22 protein-coding genes and 2 pseudogenes are annotated in these 22,838 nt (G+C 58.9%); 17 read left to right on the top strand and 7 right to left on the bottom strand.

Translation table 11 applies throughout. From position 1 onward, the window contains the following. Positions 1 to 265: 265 nt before the first annotated feature. Positions 266 to 1,057 (top strand): hypothetical protein, encoded by a 792-nt coding sequence (locus tag AC1D17_RS22925; RefSeq protein ID WP_477567605.1) that lies wholly within the window; start codon positions 266 to 268, stop codon positions 1,055 to 1,057. A gap of 244 nt (positions 1,058 to 1,301) precedes the next feature. On the opposite strand, the gene AC1D17_RS22920 is transcribed toward AC1D17_RS22925, so the two are convergent. From AC1D17_RS22920 to AC1D17_RS22910, 3 genes are all read right to left on the bottom strand, one after another. Continuing rightward, a complete protein-coding gene (locus tag AC1D17_RS22920) occupies positions 1,302 to 1,544 on the bottom strand; it encodes a PDZ domain-containing protein (protein WP_477567607.1) in 243 nt (80 codons plus the stop codon). Positions 1,545 to 2,687: 1,143 nt separating this feature from the next. Then, the gene (locus tag AC1D17_RS22915; RefSeq protein ID WP_477567606.1) at positions 2,688 to 3,098 is read right to left on the bottom strand and encodes an adenylate/guanylate cyclase domain-containing protein; all 411 of its coding nucleotides are present in this window, start codon (positions 3,096 to 3,098) and stop codon (positions 2,688 to 2,690) included. Positions 3,099 to 3,120: 22 nt separating this feature from the next. Then, the gene (locus AC1D17_RS22910; RefSeq protein WP_477567604.1) at positions 3,121 to 3,579 is read right to left on the bottom strand and encodes a hypothetical protein; all 459 of its coding nucleotides are present in this window, start codon (positions 3,577 to 3,579) and stop codon (positions 3,121 to 3,123) included. 989 nt (positions 3,580 to 4,568) lie between these two features. Here AC1D17_RS22910 and AC1D17_RS22905 point away from each other — a divergent pair. Then, positions 4,569 to 4,946 carry a hypothetical protein gene (locus tag AC1D17_RS22905; protein ID WP_477567603.1) on the top strand — a complete coding sequence of 126 codons (378 nt, stop codon included), beginning with the start codon at positions 4,569 to 4,571 and terminating at the stop codon, positions 4,944 to 4,946. Positions 4,947 to 5,141: 195 nt separating this feature from the next. Here AC1D17_RS22905 and AC1D17_RS22900 read toward each other — a convergent pair whose 3' ends face one another. Beyond that, entirely contained in the window at positions 5,142 to 5,456 is a 315-nt protein-coding gene (locus AC1D17_RS22900; protein ID WP_477567602.1) for a c-type cytochrome, read from the bottom strand. Positions 5,457 to 5,613: 157 nt separating this feature from the next. On the opposite strand from AC1D17_RS22900, the gene AC1D17_RS22895 reads away from it, so the two are divergent. Then, positions 5,614 to 6,027 carry a divalent metal cation transporter gene (locus AC1D17_RS22895; RefSeq protein WP_477567601.1) on the top strand — a complete coding sequence of 138 codons (414 nt, stop codon included), beginning with the start codon at positions 5,614 to 5,616 and terminating at the stop codon, positions 6,025 to 6,027. Positions 6,028 to 6,305: 278 nt separating this feature from the next. Here AC1D17_RS22895 and AC1D17_RS22890 read toward each other — a convergent pair whose 3' ends face one another. After that, entirely contained in the window at positions 6,306 to 6,746 is a 441-nt protein-coding gene (locus AC1D17_RS22890; RefSeq protein WP_477567600.1) for a universal stress protein, read from the bottom strand. 367 nt (positions 6,747 to 7,113) lie between these two features. Here AC1D17_RS22890 and AC1D17_RS22885 point away from each other — a divergent pair. The 5 genes and pseudogenes from AC1D17_RS22885 to AC1D17_RS22865 all read left to right on the top strand — a co-directional run. After that, positions 7,114 to 7,423, top strand: a pseudogene (locus tag AC1D17_RS22885) (transposase); the annotation flags it as partial. 59 nt (positions 7,424 to 7,482) lie between these two features. Then, a pseudogene (locus AC1D17_RS22880) lies at positions 7,483 to 8,130 on the top strand (IS30 family transposase); the annotation flags it as partial. Positions 8,131 to 8,898: 768 nt separating this feature from the next. Next, positions 8,899 to 11,124, top strand: a complete 2,226-nt coding sequence (locus AC1D17_RS22875) for a copper-transporting P-type ATPase (protein ID WP_477567599.1) — start codon at positions 8,899 to 8,901, stop codon at positions 11,122 to 11,124. Continuing rightward, the gene (locus AC1D17_RS22870; RefSeq protein WP_477567598.1) at positions 11,121 to 11,330 is read left to right on the top strand and encodes a DUF2933 domain-containing protein; all 210 of its coding nucleotides are present in this window, start codon (positions 11,121 to 11,123) and stop codon (positions 11,328 to 11,330) included. Before AC1D17_RS22875 ends, AC1D17_RS22870 begins: the two co-directional genes overlap by 4 nt. Continuing rightward, positions 11,327 to 11,824 (top strand): SRPBCC family protein, encoded by a 498-nt coding sequence (locus tag AC1D17_RS22865; protein WP_477567597.1) that lies wholly within the window; start codon positions 11,327 to 11,329, stop codon positions 11,822 to 11,824. Before AC1D17_RS22870 ends, AC1D17_RS22865 begins: the two co-directional genes overlap by 4 nt. A gap of 87 nt (positions 11,825 to 11,911) precedes the next feature. On the opposite strand, the gene AC1D17_RS22860 is transcribed toward AC1D17_RS22865, so the two are convergent. Further along, positions 11,912 to 12,196 carry a four-helix bundle copper-binding protein gene (locus AC1D17_RS22860; RefSeq protein ID WP_477567596.1) on the bottom strand — a complete coding sequence of 95 codons (285 nt, stop codon included), beginning with the start codon at positions 12,194 to 12,196 and terminating at the stop codon, positions 11,912 to 11,914. Positions 12,197 to 13,090: 894 nt separating this feature from the next. On the opposite strand from AC1D17_RS22860, the gene AC1D17_RS22855 reads away from it, so the two are divergent. From AC1D17_RS22855 to AC1D17_RS22820, 8 genes are read left to right on the top strand one after another with little or no spacing between them, the layout of a single operon-like run. After that, complete coding sequence (locus AC1D17_RS22855) at positions 13,091 to 13,411, top strand: helix-turn-helix domain-containing protein (protein WP_477567595.1); 321 nt, start codon at positions 13,091 to 13,093, stop codon at positions 13,409 to 13,411. Beyond that, positions 13,408 to 15,429: a hydrogenase 4 subunit B gene (hyfB, locus tag AC1D17_RS22850; RefSeq protein WP_477567594.1), complete on the top strand. Its 2,022-nt coding sequence runs from the start codon at positions 13,408 to 13,410 to the stop codon at positions 15,427 to 15,429. The genes AC1D17_RS22855 and hyfB overlap by 4 nt, the downstream gene beginning before the upstream one ends. Continuing rightward, positions 15,420 to 16,376 carry a respiratory chain complex I subunit 1 family protein gene (locus AC1D17_RS22845; RefSeq protein ID WP_477567593.1) on the top strand — a complete coding sequence of 319 codons (957 nt, stop codon included), beginning with the start codon at positions 15,420 to 15,422 and terminating at the stop codon, positions 16,374 to 16,376. The genes hyfB and AC1D17_RS22845 overlap by 10 nt, the downstream gene beginning before the upstream one ends. After that, complete coding sequence (locus AC1D17_RS22840) at positions 16,376 to 17,041, top strand: hypothetical protein (protein ID WP_057215043.1); 666 nt, start codon at positions 16,376 to 16,378, stop codon at positions 17,039 to 17,041. Before AC1D17_RS22845 ends, AC1D17_RS22840 begins: the two co-directional genes overlap by 1 nt. Further along, positions 17,038 to 18,501, top strand: a complete 1,464-nt coding sequence (locus tag AC1D17_RS22835; protein ID WP_477567592.1) for a hydrogenase 4 subunit F — start codon at positions 17,038 to 17,040, stop codon at positions 18,499 to 18,501. Before AC1D17_RS22840 ends, AC1D17_RS22835 begins: the two co-directional genes overlap by 4 nt. Before the next feature lie 16 nt (positions 18,502 to 18,517). Next, complete coding sequence (locus AC1D17_RS22830) at positions 18,518 to 20,032, top strand: hydrogenase large subunit (RefSeq protein ID WP_477567591.1); 1,515 nt, start codon at positions 18,518 to 18,520, stop codon at positions 20,030 to 20,032. A 12-nt stretch (positions 20,033 to 20,044) separates the two neighbouring features. Next, positions 20,045 to 20,578 carry an NADH-quinone oxidoreductase subunit B family protein gene (locus AC1D17_RS22825; RefSeq protein ID WP_477567590.1) on the top strand — a complete coding sequence of 178 codons (534 nt, stop codon included), beginning with the start codon at positions 20,045 to 20,047 and terminating at the stop codon, positions 20,576 to 20,578. 12 nt (positions 20,579 to 20,590) lie between these two features. Continuing rightward, on the top strand, positions 20,591 to 21,625 hold the full coding sequence (locus tag AC1D17_RS22820; protein WP_477567589.1) for a DUF4365 domain-containing protein: 1,035 nt from the start codon (positions 20,591 to 20,593) through the stop codon (positions 21,623 to 21,625). A 491-nt stretch (positions 21,626 to 22,116) separates the two neighbouring features. On the opposite strand, the gene AC1D17_RS22815 is transcribed toward AC1D17_RS22820, so the two are convergent. Next, positions 22,117 to 22,329 carry an alkylphosphonate utilization protein gene (locus tag AC1D17_RS22815; RefSeq protein WP_053251410.1) on the bottom strand — a complete coding sequence of 71 codons (213 nt, stop codon included), beginning with the start codon at positions 22,327 to 22,329 and terminating at the stop codon, positions 22,117 to 22,119. A gap of 183 nt (positions 22,330 to 22,512) precedes the next feature. Between AC1D17_RS22815 and AC1D17_RS22810 the strand changes: the two genes are divergently transcribed. Beyond that, complete coding sequence (locus AC1D17_RS22810; protein ID WP_477567588.1) at positions 22,513 to 22,779, top strand: helix-turn-helix domain-containing protein; 267 nt, start codon at positions 22,513 to 22,515, stop codon at positions 22,777 to 22,779. Positions 22,780 to 22,838: the final 59 nt, after the last annotated feature.

Raw genomic sequence — 22,838 nt, 5'->3', positions numbered from 1 at the left:
TGTGACAACCACCTAATATGCCGGTTAGCGGGCCCCATTGTGGTATCGGCAGAATTAGGCCGTTTCTCGGGCATTCAATTGTTCGTTAAAATCTTACTGGCGTGACATTCTCAGTCCAGATATGGTGCAATGATCGCTTTTTCATMGTAGCAAATAAGTAACAGCATGAGCAACTTTTACTTGGAAAATAATGTACTCAGCACCGAGCAAACCAGTGGCGCGGTTTAAGTTGACTAAAACGCTCAGAGTTACTGGAGGGGGAAATATGAAACTTGGAGCTGCGCGGAATCTGACATTTATTTGGAGTCTTCTATTTACCGGTGGCGTGATGGCTGCTGACACTTATTCACCGATGACACCGGAGGTTCAGCAAGTCGAAACCGAAGAAGGGTGGACATTCGCATTTGCCCCCTATTTCTGGGCGGCGGGACTTTCCGGCGACGTCGCGCAATTTGGACTGCCGGCGGTCGAAATCGATTCGAGTTTCAGCGATATCCTTGACCATCTCGACTTCGGGGCCATGGCGATCGGCGAGGCCCGCTACGACCGTTACAGCATCTTCGGCGACGTCATGTATTCCAAGATATCGGGCTCTGCCGGCACGCCCAGAGGGATCGTGGCCTCCAGCGTCGAGGTCACATCGGAGACGTTTGCAGGCTTGCTCGGCGTCGGCTACTCGATCATCGATGACAAGTCCGCTCGACTTGACGTCGTCGGCGGCGCAAGGGTGTGGTCTGTCGACACCGATCTCTCCTTCAGCGGCGGCATTCTGGATGGTGTATCTCGAAGCGATGGCGCGACATGGGTCGATGCGATGGGCGGCTTTCGTGGAAACTACGCAATCACGCCCGAGATCTATCTGACCGGATGGGGGCTGATCGGCGCCGGCCAAGCAGACCTCGATTGGGACGTCGCCGCCGCGATAGGTTACCATTTCAGCGACACCATTTCGGCGGTCGTCGGCTACCGGGCCTTGGGTGTGGACTACAGTAAGGACGGCTTCGTGTTCGACGTGGTGCAGCAAGGCCCGATTCTCGGAATGGTGATACGCTTTTAACCCGATCAACGCTCAGCGAGGCCTCGGATGCACAGCGTGATTGGGCGAGCCGTTTTGACGCCTTAACTGCGCCCAATGCCAGATCCAGACGAGCAAAAGAGCAAAGGTCCTGTGCACACGGATTTCGGTGCCTGCAATGCCAATTTTAAAGGATCATCCCATACGCTCTCACCTGTCTACTGGCCGAGACCATGACAGCCGGCCTACTGTCTATCGTGAGCTTGCATTGGAGCGTTCCATGCCCTCATTCAACCTCAATTCGGTGCGCGGCTCCCGCTCGTAGAACATCGACTGAGACTTTCCCGTCCGAATCTTCCAGAATTTCGCGTACTCTATCAGGAGAACTCAGAGCCTCGCCGTTGATAGCCGTCAGATAATCGCCCGTTCTCAGTCCGACCGAATGCGCAATGCTGCCTGGTCCAACCTCAAGAAGGACCGGCCCCGTCGGCGCGCACGCTGGTGAGTTCGTCGTGGAGGGGAACCCTATAGTGACCGACTCGAAGAGACCAGTACTCGTGCTGTCACGCCGCTTTGTACAATGAGAACGTCTTCCGGAATGCCCAGAGCCTTCCGGATGTTCGGGTCGTCCAGGGCGTCACTCGTTGTGATCCCGCTGACCGCCGTGCGGATGCTAACGACCGCCGGCCTCACCTGGGCCAGCATCGAAGGAAGGTCCGTTTCGATCCCCGCTGCTTCTGCGTGCTGGCCCGCCGCGCCGAGTATGCCGTGCTTATCAGAAGCCCTGAGATTTTCAGCATTTTCGTGCTCCAAGCAGAAATTTCGAGATTTCAACCGCTTTCGCATCTCTGTGCATTGACGCGCGTCAATTCTGGCCTCTTTCGCAATACCTCGAACTGATGTTGGTTCACCCGTTGGATACGCTTCTCGAAAGGTTCGCTGCCTCGACGCAGATTTGGTGGGGGCTCGCAGATCAGATATTGCAGGTTGGCCCGATCATTCGCCGGCCATAGAAAGTGTGGGTCGATACGCTTGAATATCGTTGCCGAAGGCGGTGTCTGCTTCGCTCGAGCGCCACCAAGAAGACGTCTCAGGCCGGGTCTCCGCAGCCTAGCGGGACTGGCGCTTTATATACGCGACGAGATCGATAATCTCGAAGTGCGAAAGCGACAGGTCTAGCATGCGAGAATCATGTGGTGCCGCTAAGAAAGCCGCAAGGGAGGCCTCGTCAAATCGTTGCGATCGACTGATGTCTGCGAACGTTGGAACGGCGTCGGAGGCCTGCTTCTGCGTGTTCGTGACAACGTGACACGCAGCGCACCAGCGCCTGGCAATCCGTTCCCCGTTTACGGGGTCGGCCGCAGCACCGATATCGGCACTCCCGACAAACATTGATGCACCCATTGCCAGCCATTTTCCGTACGTACATCTCATCGACGAACCCCTCCAGACCGATTGTCCACGGCAGCTACGGCCGCTCGCGTCGTCATTCTATGGTTAATCGCCGAATTCGGATTTGTCCTGGATCAAAAACACACGCTGGATAGTCGCAGTTGATCTGCACCAATCGAGGGTGACCTAGTAGCTTCATTCCTATCTGGGCTATTGATAGACAGAGGAATTTGAGACCCAACGTATCCGGCAAGCGTGCTTTGATAGCCTCGCCATTAAGCTAATTTCGACCTAACGCCTCAGTCGCCAAGCTTCCCCGATTAGCGAAGATTGCCAGGTGTTCGCCACGCCCTCCCAACGGCTCGTGTCCGACCTCCTGCCAAGTGCCCTGTTGTCCAGCCTGGATGACCACGGTTTCAGAGGTCAGCAGCGCTGTGTTAAACCGCTTCGTAGCCTGCTCAATCTTGGCAGCCACATTGACCGTGTCGCCAAGTACTGTGAACTGAAGTCGTTGGTCGTCCCCGACAAGCCCGCAATACACCTCACCCATGTGAATGCCTATCCCCACGCGGACTGGTGGATTAAACTCGCGCTTGATGTTCCATTGATCAACAAGTGCGAGAATCACGTGGGCACACGCCAAAGCGCGGATGCAATCGTCACCACGGGGCTCTGGGATTCCGAATACCACTAGAGCACCGTCGTCCACGAACCTATCCACCAAACCGTCGGGCGCTTCCACAGCACGCGTTACACGCCTGCGGAAGGAGGATATGAAAATGGATAGTCTCGTTCATCTTCTCGGCAAGAGCCGTGAATCCCCGTATATCGACAAACAGGATGGTGGCTTGCTGGAGGCGGCCTTGCCGCCAAGCGCCACCACCATTCTCCCCCAACAAAGGAGCGATCTCGGCTGGCAGGAAACGAGCAAGGTTCGCTCGCCGGGCTGTCTCGCCGACCGCGCGCATGAGAAGGCGCCGGGACCGCGCCATTGCAAGTGCCGTTACGACGCCGATCAGCGTCAGCATCACGGCCCGCATCAGAAAAGGCGGCAGTGAGAAGAGGCGACCGATGCGTGTCTCCTGATCAGAAGCAGGAACAGTGGTCCCAAAATCTGTCATGAACAGGTGAAAGCCGAGCGCAAAAGCGACACCAAAAGCAGCGATCATCATTACTGCTGTGGCCCATATTTGAACGAGAGGCCGATGCCGAAGGGCGCCCACCGCAAGAACAAGGGGCGCCGCCCAGATGGTTGGCATTGCGGCGACCCAATTGCCGCCGAGCTGAGTGCCTTCCGGACCAAAATAAAGGCTACCAGCGAGAATTGTTGCGTCAGGCAGCAAGGACGAGTGCCATCCGCGGCTTGAACCAGCGATGGACAACCAGGAGGAATGATATGATACCCAGACCAAAAAAGATGCCAATGGTGATCAGGGCGTAAGACGAACTTGGTTCGCTGATATTCCTCTGTGAGGTTGGCCGTCCCCCCACCAGACGAGGAAGCCACTCGCAAGCAGGATAAGACCCAGGACGGTCCGAACCCATCCGATCGCATATTCTRCTTCTATCTCCGATTCCTGGACCAACTTATCGACAGAGGCACTCATCAGGACCGAGCGACCTGCATTGGATTGGCAAGCATTCAATCGAATAGTCCACCTCAACAGATCGCCTCCCCGCACGCGGTCCTAAGGCGCGAACCCGACCGATGTCTGCGGCGGTTTACCTGGCTGGCATGGCGAAGGGTCCGTTTCGAGCCCGGCCCCTTCTGTATGCTGACCCGCCGCGCCCAATATGCCGCGATAAACGGACGTTTTGACACCTTCATCATTTTCGCGCTCCAACAGCACTCGCGAGATTTCAACCGCCTTTGCATCGCTGTGCATTGACGCGTATCAATTCCGGCCTCTTCCGCAGGACTGACGGCACTCGAGCAATGCAGAAACAAATCTTGCATGCCGAGGAAGTCGGCGCGAGTGTGCCCGGGCGGCTGAACGCACCGCGAGAAGACGGGTACCTTAGGCAGGATCCGGGTAGCCGCAAAGGCATGCCGAGAAGTCCATTTGAAGTTCTGCATTGATACGTATCAAGGACGGCGCAAATCCGAAGACTATCTTGGTGATCGCTTCAATCAACAGCGCCGGTTTTCGGAGGTGTGTTCATGCCCGCAATTAGGTACTCCCCCACATCAACCTTTGTCTGGCCCCGGATCGACAGCCCTGTCCTGCCATTTTCCCCAGGAGATCTTCAGACCGATGCACTGAAGACATTGCTTCGCTATCAGATCGAGGCGCTGCGGTTCTGGAAGAGCCGCTGTGAACAGGATCTCCGACTCCTGGAGAATATATGGTCACCTGACCATATGAGCGACACCTTCGATCTGTGGTGCAGTTTCTGGCAACGGGCTTTGCTCGATTATTCGACGGAAGCGGGCCGCCTTGCAGATATCGGCTCCAGCCTTGCAAGTATAACGGCCAAACGTGTTCATGACGAAGGAAAGCTGCTCGCGCAGGACCTGGCCGCGCGAACAGTCATGTAGAGGCGCTGGGTTCCCGCTAAACAACGCTAGCGGAGATCAGATCGCGACCACGAAACGGTAGACCGACAAAGCGGCGCGTCAAATGGAGCCAGACAGGTCGTTTACAACCAAAAGAAGACAAGGAGACCGTCACTGTCGCCGACGGGTGCCAGCGTTCCGTTTCGCGATCATCATTTCCGTCAAATGGGTAAGTCTCTATCTCCCCAAGCTTAGAATATAGGCCGAGACGTCCTGAACATCGGCTCCAGAGAGTACTATGTTCGGCATGGTTGGATGGTCCTGTGCCGTGAGCCAAACGTTAAGCGCCGCTGCGGTCATTCCCGGTGTCGCAGCAACCGCCTCGAAGCTCGGCGCTCTCGCAATGGGCGACTGAGCTTGACCGGCGAGAACGGCGTGACAGGCAGCGCACACTTGAAGCGCGAGCTGCCGCCCCTGCTGGATGTCTTGTGCCTGTACCGACGGAACCGTTGCAATGGTGCCGGCAATCACTAAGATGATCGTTATTCGCATTGCGGTCTCCCCCTCTAACTCATCGCATCGATTGACAGATCAACCGCTGTCGCTTCGCATGAAATGGCAGCGAGCGTAATATGGGTACGATGATCCGAGCGGCATAGCCACCTATCCGCCGGCGGGCGCGCAGTTCGGGGCGAGCATGTTGTAGAAGATGCTGTTCCTCCACCCGCTGATGTCCACGATGCATATTATCAGCGCCAAGATCGGACGCTTCACTGGGCATGGACTTGCCGCTAACATGCGCCGGATCTTTCTCTCCTGGGCCGTGACAGGTCCCGTGGCGCTGCTGTTCATCGCCAACACCATCAATATCGGCGCCGATCTCGTCGCCATGGGCGCAGCGGCGGAACTGGTGCTTGGATGGGCGAGCCACCTCTTTACGCTGCTGTTCGCCGTGGCGTCCCTGACCCTTCAAGTGCTGGTACCCTATCACCACCAAGTTCGGGATCTGAAGTGGCTGACTTTGGTGCCCTTCGCCTGTGTCGGCGTGGTCCTTACTGTGGAGATCAACTGGGGCGAGGTCGTCCTCCAGGTTCGCGTCATTGCGGCACCGGCTTACAATTGAAGCGGGCCGCGCTCGAAACCGCGGAACAGATCAAGCATCTGACAGCTTGCTGCCGTTACGGCTGAACAGCGGCGTCAGCCGACGATGATGGTCGGTGACGGCATCAACGATGCGCCGGCACTGGCTGCGGCTGATATTGTCATCGCTCTAGGTGCCCGCGGGGCGACCGCCTCTGTGCAAGGATGACAAGGCCGACCCAGACGTGCGCGCTCGCGCGCATGTCGAACTCCGAACGATTTTGTCACACCACGATGTATGCCAGTCTCCCTGCCTTCGTGCTATTTCCTGTATATCAGGACGGGGATGGTCGAATGCGTAAGAACCTTGGCCGCGACGCTGCCGATGATCAAGGCGCCGACACCGCCACGCCCGTGCGAAGCCATTATGATGAGATCGGCGCCGATATCCTCCGCTTTCCTGATGATCTCGAGGTAAACCTCGTGCGCGCTGGTCTGATCGGTCACGCAGCGAACGCCGGCCGCTTCGGCCCTGGTCCGAGCGGCGCGAAGCGTCTCGGCAGCATGCACCTCGGAAAGCGCCTCATATTGCGCGCGGGTATTGCTGAGTTGCTCCGAATCCAGAGAAACGAGGTGAAAGGGTTCCGTCACGATAAAGATGGTGATACTCGCGCCCACTTCCTTTGCGAATGTGATGGCGGCATCCACGGCCAGCGTCGCGAGCAGTGAGCCATCGGTGGGTATGAGGATGTTGCGGAACATGAAAGCCTCCCAATTGAAGTCGGAATCAAGATAACCGCATCGCCCTGAGCCACATTGACCCAGATCAATTAATTTAGCTTTGCCTCATTTACTCGGTGAGCAAGCAAAAAGAAAACGAATGACCAGCTCGGGTCATGGGCGCGGATTCGACCTACAGCGAGCGAACGTCCGAAAAAGATCGGCGAACGAACCCGTTCCCGCGGGAGGGGCGGGCTTTGAGGCGTGTGCCTCGTTGACGGCATCGGTGAGGCTTTGATCGATTAGAGGTGACGGGCGGCCGAAGACCTCCGAGCATTAAGGAGAGCATGAGGATTTGTGGGGCGGTGACGAAATCGTCGTGATGGGTCTATGGATTGGCCGATGATTTCTGACGAGACCTGAGCATTTGCTCGCAGTTCTCACCAATATTCGGACTGTTGAGGAGGTGGTCGCGGCGTTCCGGGATGAAGAGTATTGCCGGAGATTGCTGGAAAGCATGGTGTGGCCGGATGGCAGAATTTGCCCTGCCTGTGGTTACAAACGCTCGATCGCGTTTGCCGGCCGCGATACGGGCAAGCGGCGTGCGCGTCTCTATCAATGCTCCAACGGCGGTTGCCGGTTTCAGTTCACAGTGACGACACACACACCTCTGCATTCCACAAAAGCTGCCCTTGCGTGTCTCGTTGAAAGCGATGTGGGCAGGTTCCATTTTCAAATGCAACAGAGACAATATTGGCCATGATTTCAGGATGATGGAATGGCCCGCTCTCTTGTGCAGTTGAGTATGGACGAACGTCGTGTCATTGCGCGGATGCATGAGCAGAAGATCAGTCAGCCAGAGGTCGCCCGGACGCTGCGCCGAGATCGCTTGACAATCTGCCGCGAGCTGAGACGGAATTTCTGGCATGACCGCGAGGTTCCGATCGCGGAGGGCTACTGGCATGTCACGGCCCAGCGGATGGCTGAAGACCGCCGTCGAAGGTGGCGCCTGAAGATCATCAGCGGATCGACAGCAAGATTGAGCCATGAGACGATCTATCAGTATGTCTGTTCTGCGGAAGGTCGGGACCAACAACTGGCACGTCATTTGCCGGAGCGACGGCGAAAGCGCCGCCCCCGGTATGCACGAAAGCCGAGCAGCCTCGTCTTTCCAATCGAATGCGCCATTCGTAACCGGCCCGAATCGGTCAACTCCCGCAGCGAATTCGGTCACTGGGAGGCGGATCTTATGATCTTCAGGAAAGAACATGCATCGGCCAATGTCGCCACCGTCGAGCGGAAGAGCCGCTACACCGTTCTGTTTCGCAATAATGACAGGCGGTCCAAGCCGATCATGGACCAACTGATAACCCACCTTGCGCCCCTGCCCGCGCACGCGCGGCAAAGTCTGACGTTCAATCGCGGTCTCTGGGCGCGGCGGTTTGCGCCGCCGCCACAGAGATCACCGTGATGAAAGCGGGCATCACGAGCATTCGGTTCGCCAATTTTTCGCGTTKGCGTTCACCGCATGCTTCCTTCCATTTCCCACAACGCCCCGTTCTCACCAAATGTTTTCGGAAACGTGCTTGCGGTTGATCAAGGTCAACGCAACTCTTGCATCGGCTCGGTATCGTGCTTGAATACAGATATAAGCATCGAGCGAAAACATGATCGCCGTAGGCCAAACCATTCAAAGATGCGCGAGAGAATTGCTGGCCGTTTTGGTCGCAATTATGTTCGTCGTCGCGCCGATGGCCAACGCTACTTCCGTTATATGCGATAACGACGTCGCTCAAGTTGCACATACCGAAACTTCAAAAGGCGACGTAGATCGAAAGGGTGATCTCCACTCTGTCGAGCACAAGGCCTGCTGCAATAGCGTATGCAGCCTGTGCAACGTCATTCTCCCGGCTTCGAACGCTGTTGTTTTTCACCTGTATTCTGGCGCTCAGCGATATCTTGATCCTCAGCAGTCGATCACGGGTCTCAGCTCTCGACCTGCTCTCGGCCCTCCCCGATCCATTCTTTGAACACTTCCGCTCACGGCGGAATGATGCCCGGTGGCCTGCGATACCCGCAGGGCGACCATTTCGGTGGAAATTGCTGACACCGCCGTACGCGTCTCCTTGCGAAGTCCTGGGCTAGCCAGGGGAACTTCCTGAACAAGAGACGAACCATCACGGAGTTAAATCCAATGGACGATCAAAAGGACCATAAAGGTCACGACCACCACCACCATCATCATCACGGGCACGATGCTCAGGCCACGTTTGCAGCCGAAAAGAGCGCGGTCACCGATCAGGCCGAGGGCGTGATATACACCTGCCCTATGCACCCGCAGGTGAGGCAGATTGGACCGGGGAACTGCCCGATCTGCGGGATGGCGCTCGAACCGGAAGTGATTACAGCCAAGACCGGGCCGAGCCCCGAGTTGCTCGACATGAGACGCAGGTTCTGGATCGGGCTGGTTCTGACGGTGCCAGTGCTTGCGTTGGAAATGGGTGGTCACCTCACCAACCTCCATATGTTGCTCGGTGCGCAAACATCGAACTGGCTGCAGTTTGTCTTCGCAACGCCTGTAGTCTTGTGGGCAGGCGCTCCGTTCTTCAAACGGGCGTGGCGGTCAATCGTCACGCGGCACCTCAACATGTTCACCTTGATAGCGATGGGCACAGGCGTCGCGTGGGTCTACAGCGTCGTAGCGACAGTGGCACCTGGCCTTTTCCCTGCAACGTTCCAGTCCGGCGGAGGATCGGTGGCGGTCTATTTCGAGGCCGCCGCCGTCATCACGGTGCTTGTTCTGCTCGGACAGGTCCTGGAATTGCAAGCCCGCGAACAGACCGGAGGCGCAATCCGCGCATTGTTGGACCTTGCACCGAAGACGGCCCGCCGCATCCGCAGCGATGGAACCGACGAGGACATCGCGCTCGAAGCCGTTGCAGTTGGTGACCGGCTCCGCGTTCGGCCTGGCGAGAAGGTGCCGGTCGATGGCACGCTCGTCGAAGGTCGCAGCTCGATTGATGAATCGATGATCACAGGAGAGTCGATGCCCATCACCAAGGAGGTCGGTGCCAACCTCATAGGCGGCACGATGAACCAGACGGGCGGTTTCGTCATGCAGGCCGGAAAAGTGGGACGCGATACCATGCTATCGCAGATCGTGCGCATGGTCGCGGACGCCCAACGCTCACGCGCCCCTATCCAGCGACTGGCGGACGAAGTCTCGGGCTGGTTTGTCCCCGTCGTCATTATAATAGCTGTCATCGCATTCGCTACGTGGATGGCGTTTGGACCGGAGCCACGTTTCGCCCATGGGCTTGTTGCCGCAGTCGCGGTGCTCATCATCGCCTGCCCGTGCGCCCTTGGTCTCGCCACTCCGATGTCGATCATGGTTGGCGTAGGACGGGGCGCACAGCTTGGCTTGTTGATCAAGAACGCCGAAGCGTTGGAACGCTTCGAGAAAATCGACACGCTGGTGGTCGACAAGACGGGAACTCTGACTGAAGGCAAGCCCAAGGTCACATCAATTGCGACGACAGAGGGGATGACCGAATCCGACTTGTTGCAGGTTGCCGCGACCTTGGAACGGGCGAGCGAGCATCCACTCGCGGCCGCAATCGTCGATGCCGCCAACGAACGCGGTGTGGTCCTCGGCACTGCGGAAAACTTCAATAGCCCCGTAGGCAAAGGGGTTACCGGGGAGGTCGAGGGCCGCAAGATCATCATCGGAAGCCACCGCATAATGGCTGAGGAAAACGTAGACGTTTCGTCCCTCACCGACACGGCGGAAGCTCTTCGTGGTGAGGGGGCGACGGTGATCTTTACCGCCATCGACGGCCGCGTCGCCGGTCTTTTCGCCATCTCCGATCCCATCAAGGCGACGACACCCGCCGCTGTCCAAGCGTTGTTGAAGGAAAGTGTCCGACTAGTCATGCTCACCGGAGACAACAAGACGACCGCCAATGCTGTCGCACGGAAGCTGGGGATCACGGAAGTCGAGGCGGAAATCCTGCCGGAACACAAGAGCGAGATCGTCGCACGCCTGCGCAAGGAAGGTCGGATCGTCGCAATGGCCGGAGACGGCGTAAACGATGCGCCAGCCCTTGCCGCCGCCGATGTCGGCATTGCTATGGGAACGGGTACGGACGTGGCCATTGAAAGCGCCGGGGTAACCCTGCTCAAGGGCGATCTTCAGGGCATCGTCCGGGCACGGCAGCTGAGCCATGCCACGATGAAGAACATCCGGCAGAACCTGTTCTTCGCGTTCATCTACAATGCAGCGGGCGTGCCGGTTGCCGCAGGCGTCCTGTATCCGGCTTTCGGGCTTCTGCTGTCCCCGATCATCGCCGCTGCGGCCATGGCGCTGTCCTCCGTCAGCGTGATCGGGAATGCACTGAGATTGAGAGGTGTGCGGATATGAAGTGGGAACGCAAATGGACATTGCTCGTGGCATCCCTCGGTGTGATCGTGGCGTTCTTCGTGCTGCGGGAACACTGGGCGCACGCTCTGGGTCTGGCCCCCTACCTGCTGCTTTTGGCGTGTCCCCTGATGCACCTTTTCCACGGGCACGGTGGCCATCGCCATGATCAACATGAACATCGGGCGGGAAAGGACGATCTAAGGTGACCTACACCCATTCGGCGCAAACGGATATCGAGGTTGCGGCGTCTGCTGAGAGGCTCTTCGATTACTTGGACGACCCGGCCCGTCTCGGGGCGCACATGCAGAAGCCGTCGATGATGATGCTCGGAGGGCGGATGACTTACGGCTTCGATGAGGCACAAGGCCGTGCCGTGGGCTCGGTCATCAGGATGGAGGGAAGAATCCTCGGCRGAGGTCTGTCGGTGGAAGAAGTCGTTGTCGAGCGGCAACCTCCACATCGGAAGGTATGGGAGACACGGGGACGGCCAAACCTCCTTGTCATCGGGGCTTACCGGATGGGCTTCGAGATTAGGCCCTTGGGCAACTCCTCCCGTCTACTTGTGTTCATCGACTACGATTATCCGAGTTCGGCGGCAGGAAGGATCGTCGGCGCGATGTTCGGGCCGATCTATGCACGTTGGTGCATCAACCGGATGGTAAAGGACGTGATCAGTGCGTTTCACGCGGACATCCACTGAAGGCGTGTACGAATAAGAAGAGAGCCCTAACGACAGGCAGAAAGACCAGGGAGGGTGCCGGTCACCGAAACCCTCCCTGGCTGTGTTCTAGGCCGCCATTTTCCGGTAGCTGTCAGCGCACTTGCGGCAGGCATCGACGCAGCTTTGCATGTCACCGATACGCTCGCAGTCGTTGGCGCACTGACTGCAGATTTCGGCGCACCCACCACGGACGTGCTTGTGCTGTTCGGAACCGATGAGCATGAAATGCAGTGGCTCGGTGTGCTTGCCACCCATTTCCAGGCAGTGGTTCATCGCAGTCGACAGGCATTCCCGATAGCAGGCGAGGCAGTTGTCGAAGCAGGTCTTCATCGGTGATTGATGATGATGCATGGTCTTCGTCCTTTCGCAGGAATTGAGAGGTTACTTGGCGCGTTCGTTGACCCAGGTGTTTAAGGCCCGGCAGATCAACGCGCGAGCACCCACGAAATGTCCCACGGCGCAACATGGACACGAAAGTTGCGCGCGCGTTCCAGTTCAATGCAGGTGGGTGATCGCCCGAAATACCGCGAGAGTTTCGTCATCGCACAATACGATTGCTGTATCACACGCGACAGGTTGCGAATCGGCTTGGCCCGAATCATCCTGCGTCGCGGAGGCTTCGGCTTTGTCATTGTCTTCTCTGTTTCAAAGGTTGGGCGAAGACTGCCTAATCATCGAAAGGGAAATCGATCGGTGCAAGGCCATCGCCTATTTGCCGCGTTAGCGGCTTCACTTTAGCCTCTTTCTAAAGAACGGCTTTCCAGCTAAACGAAGTTGGCATCGGCAATTCAGGGGGGTAACCGCTAACCCTCCAATATTGTTCACAGAAAATCTGCGAACRTATCTTCCAGCCCAAACAGCGTTAGTTCTCTGTTCTGAGTGGTCGAGCCCGACTGTGGTAATCTTCTTCATGGAGCGGTCCTTCTTCTTTGTGGCGTTTCAACACGACCACGTTAGGCACTTGATGCCGTTTGAGAAGGGCCGTTCCACCTCATCAGCTTCGGGCCGATCGGGCCGATATACGCCAGAACCACTAAAAGATAAGGCAGAAGCGTCGTGGCCACCTACGGCCATAGCAACGCGCGCATGAGACTTGGGGGCCGGTCGGTCAACACCAACGTGTTTTACCCGTCTTCGAGACTGCGGCGTAATCTCCATGACCGCGCAATATTGATTTGAAACATCAATGAGGAGGTCGTAGACTTCAAATATCAGAGCCTGAGTAACATAAGCGATGGTTGAATCGTGATTACTGCCGCTCAGTTGCGGGCCGCCAGGGCCCTTCTCGGTATCGACCAGCGTCAGTTGGCCGAACTGGCCGGGATTTCGGTGCCTACCATCCAGCGCATGGAAGCAAGCGCGCATGTGGTTCGCGGCAATGTGGACTCGCTCATGCGGCTGCTCGGAGCCTTGCATACCGCTGGCATAGAGGTGATCAACGAGGGAGCGGTCAGCGAAGGTGGTGGACGCGGGGTACGGCTGAAGGCAAACGCCAACGTCGGGCCATTGCAGAGGAAACCCTCCAAACCACCGGGAACAGTGCGCAGACCGAGGCCCCACCCATGACGCCGGCGGTTGTCATGCTGTTATGTGCGACGGCTTTTCTGGGAACGGCGATCCTGGCGATCCTCGCTGCGAGGTCCGACCGGGCGACACAGATGATCTACGGCACAAGCCTCGTTATTTCGAGTATCGCCTTTGCGACCGCGCTCATCCAACTTGTTGCGGCTGTCTCTCCCACCTCGGCATCAACGCTCACCCTCCCCCTCGGTTTGCCTTGGCTGGGAGCCCATTTCCGGCTCGACGCGCTTGCCGCCTTCTTCCTCGTGGTCGTCGATCTCGGGGGCGCCCTCGCCAGTCTCTACGGCCTCGGCTACGGCCGTCACGAACATGCGCCACAACGGGTGCTGCCGTTTTTCCCGGCCTTTCTCGCTGGCATGAACCTCGTGGTACTGGCGGACGACGCCTTTACCTTCCTGCTCTCCTGGGAATTCATGTCGTTGGCCTCGTGGGCACTGGTGATGGCGCACCACCGGGACGCCGGCAACCGGAAGGCAGGTTACCTCTATATCATCATGGCGAGCTTCGGCACTCTGGCCCTGCTCCTCGCTTTCGGTCTGCTCGCCGGTCCCGAAGGCAGTTACGATTTCGCCGTCATGCGCGCTGTCGAGCACACGCCGTCTACAGCCGGTATTGTGCTCTTTCTCCTGTTGCTCGGCGCCGGCTCCAAGGCAGGGCTGGTGCCGTTGCATGTCTGGTTGCCGCTGGCACATCCGGCCGCGCCGAGCCATGTTTCGGCCCTGATGAGCGGCGTCATGACCAAGGTCGCAGTCTACGGCTTCATCCGCGTCATCTTCGACCTGCTCGGCACACCGACGGCGTGGTCAAGTGTTGTCGTGCTGCTCTTCGGTGGCGGGACCGCGGTGCTCGGTATCCTGCACGCGCTGATGGAGAAGGATCTCAAGCGCCTTCTTGCCTACAGCACCATCGAGAATATCGGTGTTATCTTCGTCAGCCTCGGGCTTGCGCTCGCCTTTGCGGCGAATGGCATGGGATTGGCGGCGGCATTGGCGCTTACCGCTGCCTTGTTCCACGTTCTCAACCACTCGTTCTTCAAGAGCCTGCTCTTCTTCGGCGCCGGCGCCGTGCTGGTGGCGACGGGCGAACGGGACATGGAGAAGCTGGGCGGCCTCATCCATCGCATGCCGTTCACCAGTTTTGCGTTTCTTGTCGGTTGTATGGCAATCTCGGCGCTGCCGCCGTTCAACGGTTTTGTTTCGGAATGGCTGGCCTTTCAGGCCGTTCTTCAAAGCCCCGAGCTGCCGCAATGGGGGCTGAAGATCATCATACCGGCTATCGGTGGCTTGCTGGCGTTGTCGGCGACACTTGCAGCCGCCTGTTTCGTCAAAACATTCGGCGTGACCTTCCTTGGACGTCCAAGGACGCTCGTCGCCGGGCAAGCACGGGAGGTCGATTGCCTTTCGCTTGCCGCCATGTTCGCGCTGGCTGCATTGTGCCTACTCGCCGGCATTCTGCCAGGGATCGTCATGGACGGTCTCGCACCTGTGACGCTCTCCCTGTTCGGCGCCAGCATGCCGGTGCAGATGGGGGGGCCATGGCTTTCGATCGTACCGATCACTGAGACCCGCAGTTCCTATAATGGCCTGCTCGTTTTCCTGTTCACCGCATTCTCGGCGTCGCTTACGGCCTATCTCGTCCACCGCTTCGCCTCGCGGGCTCTGCGGCGGGCACCCGCCTGGGATTGCGGCTTTCCCGAGACCGATCCTGTAACACAATATACCGCCGGCAGCTTCGCCCAGCCCATCAGGCGGGTCTTCGGCACGCTCGCCTTCCGGGCGCGCGAACAGGTCGACATGCCGGCACCGGGCGATCTGCGGCCAGCGCGTTTTACCGTCGTATCGCGTGATCTGATCTGGGACGGGCTCTATGTGCCGATCGCAGGCGTCATCGGGTTCCTTGCCGAGAAGCTCAACCACCTGCAATTTCTCACCATCAGGCGCTATCTGAGCCTGGTCTTCCTGGCGCTTGTCGTCCTGCTCCTGGTGCTGGCGCTATGGTCCTAATCTCCGCCCTCCTCGTCCAGGCAGTCCAGATGGCGGCGGTCGTGTTGCTGGCACCGCTGCTGACCGGCTTCATCCGCAGGATCAAGGCTCGGTTGCTGCGCCGGCGGGGACCGTCCGTTCTCCAGCCCTACCGCGACCTATTGCGGCTTCTGCGCAAGGAAGTGGTGCTGGCAGAGAATGCGTCCTGGCTGTTTCGCGTGACCCCTTATTTGATTTTCGCCGTCACCTGGGTTGCGGCGGCTATCATTCCCACCTTCGCGACAGGGCTCATGTTCAGCTGGACCGCAGACCTGATCGCCATCATTGCCCTGCTCGGCAGCGCACGTTTCTTTCTGGCCCTTGCCGGCATGGATGTGGGCACCAGCTTCGGCGGCCTCGGATCGAGCCGCGAGATGATGATCGCGACGCTTGCCGAGCCGGCGATGCTGCTCATCATCTTTACGCTTGCCCTCGTCGCGGGTTCGACCCAGCTTTCCACCATCGCCGCCTTCATGACCTCGCCGCAGGTGGGCTTGCGTGTTTCGCTCGGGATCGCGCTGATCGCCCTGATCATGGTGGCGATTGCCGAGAATGCCCGCATCCCGGTCGACAACCCGGCGACGCACCTTGAGCTCACCATGGTGCATGAGGCCATGGTGCTAGAATATTCCGGGCGCCATCTCGCCATGATCGAACTGGCCGCCTCCCTCAAGCTGCTGCTCTACATCTCGCTGATCGCCTGCATGTTCGTCCCCTGGAAAGTTGCGGACGCAGAGGCCGGTTCCGTCGCCTATCTGATCGGCCTGCTCGCCTATCTCGCCAAGCTTGCCGCCGGCGGCACGCTACTTGCCGTGTTCGAAACCGCCACGGCCAAGATGAGGATCTTCCGCGTGCCCGAGTTCCTCGGTGCGGCACTCATGCTTGGCCTGCTCGCCACCCTCCTGCTGTTCGTCTCGAGGAGCCTGTGATGAGCGGTCTTGTTTTCGATATTGCTCACATGCTTGCCGGTGGCCTGGTCCTGGTCAGCATGATGATGCTGTATCAGGATCGCCTTTATGCGCTGCTCAACGTCTTTGCACTGCATTCTCTGGTGCTCACGCTGTCGGTAGCCTGGCAGGCTTTCGTCCAGGACGCCCCGCATCTCTATGTGACGGCGGCGATTGCACTCGTCTTCAAGGCCGTCATCATCCCCGTGGCGCTCCACCGCATGATCCGACAACTCGGCATCCACCGCGAGATCGAGACCGTCGTCGGCATCGGCCCGACGATGCTGGCCGGTATCGGACTTGTCGCGCTGGCGATGGTGGTCATGCTGCGCGTCACGCCTGAAGCCAATCCTTTGGCGCGCGAAGATCTTGCCTTCGCGCTGTCGGTTCTGCTTCTCGGGCTCCTGGTAATGGTCACGCGCCGCAACGCCGTCAGCCAGGTCGTCGGGTTCATGTCGCTGGAGAACGGGCTGGTACTTGCCGCAACCGGCGCCAAGGGCATGCCGCTGGTCGTCGAAATCAGTGTCGCCTTCTCGATCCTGATCGCCTTCATCGTGATCGGCGTTTTCCTGTTCCGCATCCGCGAACGGTTCGACACGGTCGACGTCCGCGCGCTCGACGATTTCAAGGGGAGAAGGCGGAAATGAACTCTTTTTTCCCCCTCTTGGCTTTCGATGCGGTCACCGCCGTTCTTGTGATCCCGGTCGCCGCCGCTGCCCTGCTGGCGCTCCTGCCCGGCTATCGGCTGACGGCGCGGCTGAACGTCGTCGCAAGCCTGCTGACCCTCTTTGCCGCTCTTTCCCTGTTCGCAACCGCACGGCCGACACCGGGTCTGTATCTTCTCGTCGACGACCTCAATATCGCCTTCATCGTGCTCAACACCTTCGTCGGCTTTACCACCAGCGTGTTCAGCGCCAGCTATATCGCGCATGAACTGGAAACCGGCCGGCTGACGTCCGCAAACCTTCGCTTCTACCACGCCATGTATCAGATCATGATGTTCGGCATGAACCTCGCATTTGTGTCGAACAATATCGGCCTGATGTGGGTCGCCGTCGAGCTTGCGACGCTGACGACCGTTCTGATGGTCGGCATCTACCGCACGCACGAGGCGCTCGAAGCCGCGTGGAAATATTTCATTCTCGGAAGCGTCGGCATCGCGTTTGCGCTGTTCGGCACCATCCTCGTCTATATGGCAGCGCAGCCTGTCGTCGGTGAAGGTTATGACGCCATGGTCTGGACTCTCCTGATTACGCACGCTGCCGCCTTCGACCCGGCTCTCCTCAATGTCGCCTTCGTGTTTCTGCTGCTCGGCTATGGCACCAAGGTCGGACTTGCGCCCTTGCATGCCTGGCTGCCCGACGCGCACGCCGAGGGGCCGACGCCGATCTCGGCGGTGCTCTCAGGCCTCCTGCTGAATGTCGCGCTCTACGCCATCCTGCGCTTCAAGATCCTGCTCGCCGCCAGTCCCGAGGCGATCGCCCCCGGGCCGTTGATGATGACGATGGGGCTCATATCGCTCGTCTTCGCCGCGTTCATGCTCTATCGCCGCCGCGACATCAAACGCCTGTTCGCCTATTCCTCCATCGAGCATATGGGCATCATCGTCTTTGCCTTCGGCATGGGCGGGCCGATCGCCAATTTTGCCGGGCTGCTGCACATGGTCATGCATTCACTCACCAAATCGGCGATCTTCTTTGCCGTCGGCCACATCGCCCAGATCAAGGGAACGCAAAGGCTTTCCAGCATCCGCGGCCTCACAGAAACGCATCCGGGGCTCGGTTGGGGCCTGGTGATCGGCGTCGTTGCCATTGCCGGCCTGCCGCCGCTGGGGATTTTCATGAGCGAGTTCCTGGTCGTGAGCTCCACCTTTGCCCGTCAGCCCCTGCTTGCCCTTCCGCTCGTCTTCGGCCTTCTGAGCGCCTTCGGCGCTTTGTTACTGCGGCTCACCGGGATTGCCTTCGGACAGCCGCGCGGCAGCACCACGCCGGCCGAGGCTTCCTACATACCGATGTATTCCCATCTGGCGCTCGTGTTGGGCGCTGGCATTTACCTGCCGCCACCGCTGGTCACCTGGTTCCAGCACATAGCCAACCTTCTTCGATGATAGGGAGAGCCGTTCGATGCCTGCCCTGACCGACCTCATTCTGGAAGGCCGTCCGCTTCGACACCACCGCCCCTGGCCCCGCGCGATCGTCGACCCATCGGTCTGGGCATCGGCAACCGCGACCCTTGCAGAGGGACGTTGGACTTTGCTCGGGCTTTGGGGCGAGACCGATACTGTCCACATGGCGCTGCTTGACGAGCCAACCGGCACGATCGGCGTCATTACTCTGGAAGGACGGGAAGACGGCTATCCCTCTGTCGCGCAATACCATCCGCCGGCCCTCCGTCCGGAACGCGCCATCCACGATTTGGTCGGGCTGGTCCCGCAGGGCTTGCCCGATCCGCGCCCATGGCTCGATCACGGCCGCTGGGGCCTGCGGTTTCCCCTGGGCGACCGCCTGCCCCCTCCACCCGAAACCGCTCCTTATGCGTTCCTGCGCTCAGAGGGTGACAGCCTGCACCAGATCCCGGTCGGGCCGGTGCATGCCGGCATCATCGAACCGGGGCATTTCCGCTTTACGGCCAACGGCGAGACGATCGTCCGTCTCGAAGAGCGGCTCGGATATGTCCATAAGGGGATCGAGGCGCTCATGGCAGGAGCAAGCCTGGACCGCGCTGTGCAACTTGCTGGACGAACGTCCGGCGACAGCACGGTCGCCTATGCCTACGCCTTTTCGCAGGCTGCCGAGGCCGCCCTCCAGCTTGAGGCGCCGCCGCGCGCCGTCTGGCTGCGCGCGCTGATGTCCGAACTCGAACGGCTCGCCAACCATCTCGGCGATATTGGCGCCATCTGCAACGATGCTGCGTTTTCCCTTATGCACGCCCATTGCGGCGTGCTGCGCGAGCGCGTGCTGCGTGCTGCCGACGCCGCGTTTGGCCATCGCCTGATGCGCGACCGCATCAGGCCCGGCGGCGTCATCGCCGATCTTGACCACGAGGGAGCAACGGCTCTGCAGGCTGTGGCCAGCGAGATCGGACAGACGTTCCCGGCATTGGTCGAACTCTATGACAACACCGCCTCGCTTCAGGACAGGACGGTTGGCACCGGCATCCTCAATCCGGAACTTGCCCGCCAGTACGGTGCTGGCGGCTATGTCGGGCGGGCATCCGGGCGCGGTTTCGATGCCCGGCGTGCGCTTGGCTACTCTCCCTATGACAGCCTCCTCTTTGAGGTCCCAGTGCTGAATGAGGGTGACGTCAATGCCCGGGTCTGGATCCGTGTCCGCGAAGTCGAACAGAGCCTGTCACTGATCGGGCAGATCCTGGATCAACTGCCGGCTGGCCCGGTATGCATCGACATTCCGGATGTGGGTGAGACACGGGAAGGCATGGCGCTCGTCGAAGGCTTTCGCGGCGATGTGCTCGTCTGGCTTCGTCTTGCCGAAAACGGTAGAATCGACCGCTGCCATCTGCGCGACCCGTCCTCATTCCAATGGCCGCTTCTGGAAGCGGCGATCGAGGGCAATATCGTCGCCGACTTCCCGCTCTGCAACAAATCGTTCAACTGTTCCTATTCCGGCCACGATCTCTGAAGGCAGGTCACCATGCGCAAGCTCCTCTTCGAAAGCCTGATCCGGGTGCCTCTGACCGAACGGGCGCCTTCGCGCTCGGATGCGGCGATGGCAGAGCTTGCGTCGGCCGTCGACAAGGCCGCCCGCCGCTATCTCGGCCGCAGCCTATCGATCCGCGCCGTCGACGCCGGCTCCTGCAATGGCTGCGAACTGGAAATACACGCACTCAGCAATGCCTTCTACGATATCGAGCGCTTCGGGATCCGTTTTGTCGCCTCGCCGCGGCACGCCGATCTGCTCTTGGTGACCGGGCCGGTGACAAAGAACATGCGAGAGGCCTTGCAGCGGGCATATGACGCCACACCCGGCCCAAAATGGGTTGTCGCGCTCGGTGGCTGCGCGCGTGATGGCGGCTATTTTGCGGGCAGCTACGCTGTCGTCGGCGGGGTTTCGGCGGTCATACCGGTCGATCTCCATATTCCCGGCTGCCCGCCATCACCGACGGACATCCTCAAAGGTTTGCTCGCACTGCTCGAACATGTGACTTTAGGAACCCACGTTTCGTGACGGCAATCTTCAATGGCTGGACTTATTGCAATAGGTGCTCGGATCGCCGCCGTGACAATGACGGTGCTTGCGGCTGTGCGGCACCGGATCAATCCACTAACTGCACCACGTCGGTCGCGCAGGAGCAGGCTCAATACCTTTGAGGAAGATCTGACTACGCGCCAGGGTATAGACGCGGTCGGCAAAGTTTTCCGTGGAGATCCACGGTGGTTTTTCCGCAAGCGGTTCGAGCCGGATATCGGCGTCGATGCGCAAGCGGAAATTCTGGACGATGGCAGCCCGACGGGGAGATTTATGGCCCTGCAAATCCGCTCGGGACCAGCCTGGTTCAAGACGGATGGCGGCGACCATGTCTACGAGGGTGAAAACAGGCACCTGGATTATTGGACGAAGCATTCAATGCCCGTCTGCATCGTCATCGTGAACCCCGAAACCGGCCTTATGCTGTGGCAACGGGTTGAAGAGCAGCTTTGCCGGGAAACCGAAGCGAGATGGTCGATCGTCATTCCTGCAAATAATGTGCTGGATGCCTCCGCCAAGCTTTTTTTCGATGAAACCATTTCCTTGGATTCGGAGTCGTTGATCCGCTCCACGTTTGCACTCGACCGGGCGCTTATGGAGGACATGCAGGATCAGACGACGTTGTTTGTGTGGGACGAATGGCTGAACGAGAACCTGTCGTTTCGCAATCTCCGCATCTACATCGGTGATGACGGGCGGGAGGAGCCAGATGTAAAGATCGACTACCATCTTCGCGCGGATAGTCTTCACGAGATCATGACGAGGCTTTTCCCCTGGGCGATCTACTCTTATGCGGAACCAATTTCGGAATATTCCGGGGTAGTCGCAGTGCATATTCTGGGGGTCGAGCTCAGACCCGCAGCTTACGCGTACCTTGAGGCCGAGAGTTTCTTTGAGGTGGGCTATCCGGAGGATGACGAACCATTCCCTCCGGAACCCGAGGACTTCATAACGGAGGAAGAGGAACAGGAATTCTGGCGCAGCCGTAGGATGGGCATTCCTGTTTCACGTCACGACGAAGATTAATCCGCTTGCAGGGGCCGGTTCCCTGCTTAGGCAGATGATGCCAATGATCACTGGCCACACTAGACTGCGTAGTCCAATTCAAATCGGTCCTCTGCGATCAATCTATGAGCGAATGCAGATTGTGGTTCATCGTGCTCGACCACGCGTCCTCGCAGACTATTCGAACCAGGCGGTCCTGTTTTCTTGAGAATTCGACATCCGCAATGCGAATTCCCGTGAGCCCCATTCGAAATCGCGGTAAAATGTGGCTGTAGGAACGGAGGGCCCGAAGATGAGATCCTCTCATATAAATACGAGAACCCGCTACTGGAAAAATGTTCGCGCAGACGCACTGCTCACGCTATGCGTCACCACACCTATTGCGATGCTGGTCTTCATCATGTTGGGAATGTAGAGGGAGACTGAAGCGATCGCCGTACAGCACCTGGATGATGCCTCTCGGCATGGGAGGTTGTCCGCGGGTGTTCGTTGCGCTGGCGCGCGGCGGCAGTTCAGGCTTTCTTCAGGAATTCTGTCCGCAGCACCAGATTCTTCACCTTCTCTGCCCGGCACTCGATCTCTTCCTCATTGCCGGTGAGGGTGATGTTCTTGATCAACGTTCCCCGCTTAAGGGTGATTGATGTGCCCTTCACCTTAAGGTCCTTGATGAGCGTGACCGAGTCTCCGTCACTGAGCGGCGTGCCGTTGCTGTCTTTGACTTTCATCGTCTTGTTTCCTGCTTCTGTGCATCCAGCCTACTAAAGAGCCGTTGGGTCACGCGGGCAACGATAATCGTCGGCGTCATTCATGCCAAGTGTCGATCAACATTTATTGTTTGATAGTGATCTTTTTTGCATCAATAATAATGCTATTAATTCCATTCCTCATATGTAAACACGGACACCTCGTTGATCACCGCCGCCCAACTTCGTGCCGCCCGCGCACTCCTCGATATCGACCAGAAAACCATGGCCGAGATGGCTGGGGTCTCCCTGCCAACGATCCAACGAATGGAAGCCAGTCGGGGCAACGTGCGAGGCATCGTCGATAGCCTGATGAAAGTCATCGAAGCGCTCAACCGCGCCGGCATCGAACTGCTTGGCGAACATATGCATGRCAACGGCTGCGGACGGGGCGTCCGGTTCCGGCATGCGGAGACCCCTTGGACGGGCTGAACTAGATCAAACGGTCCATGAGCACCCCGCATTCAACTCCATCATCCATCATATTGTCC

The organism is Pararhizobium sp. P1_E7 (genome assembly GCF_056405855.1).
This window is presented reverse-complemented; position numbering and strand designations above follow the sequence as displayed.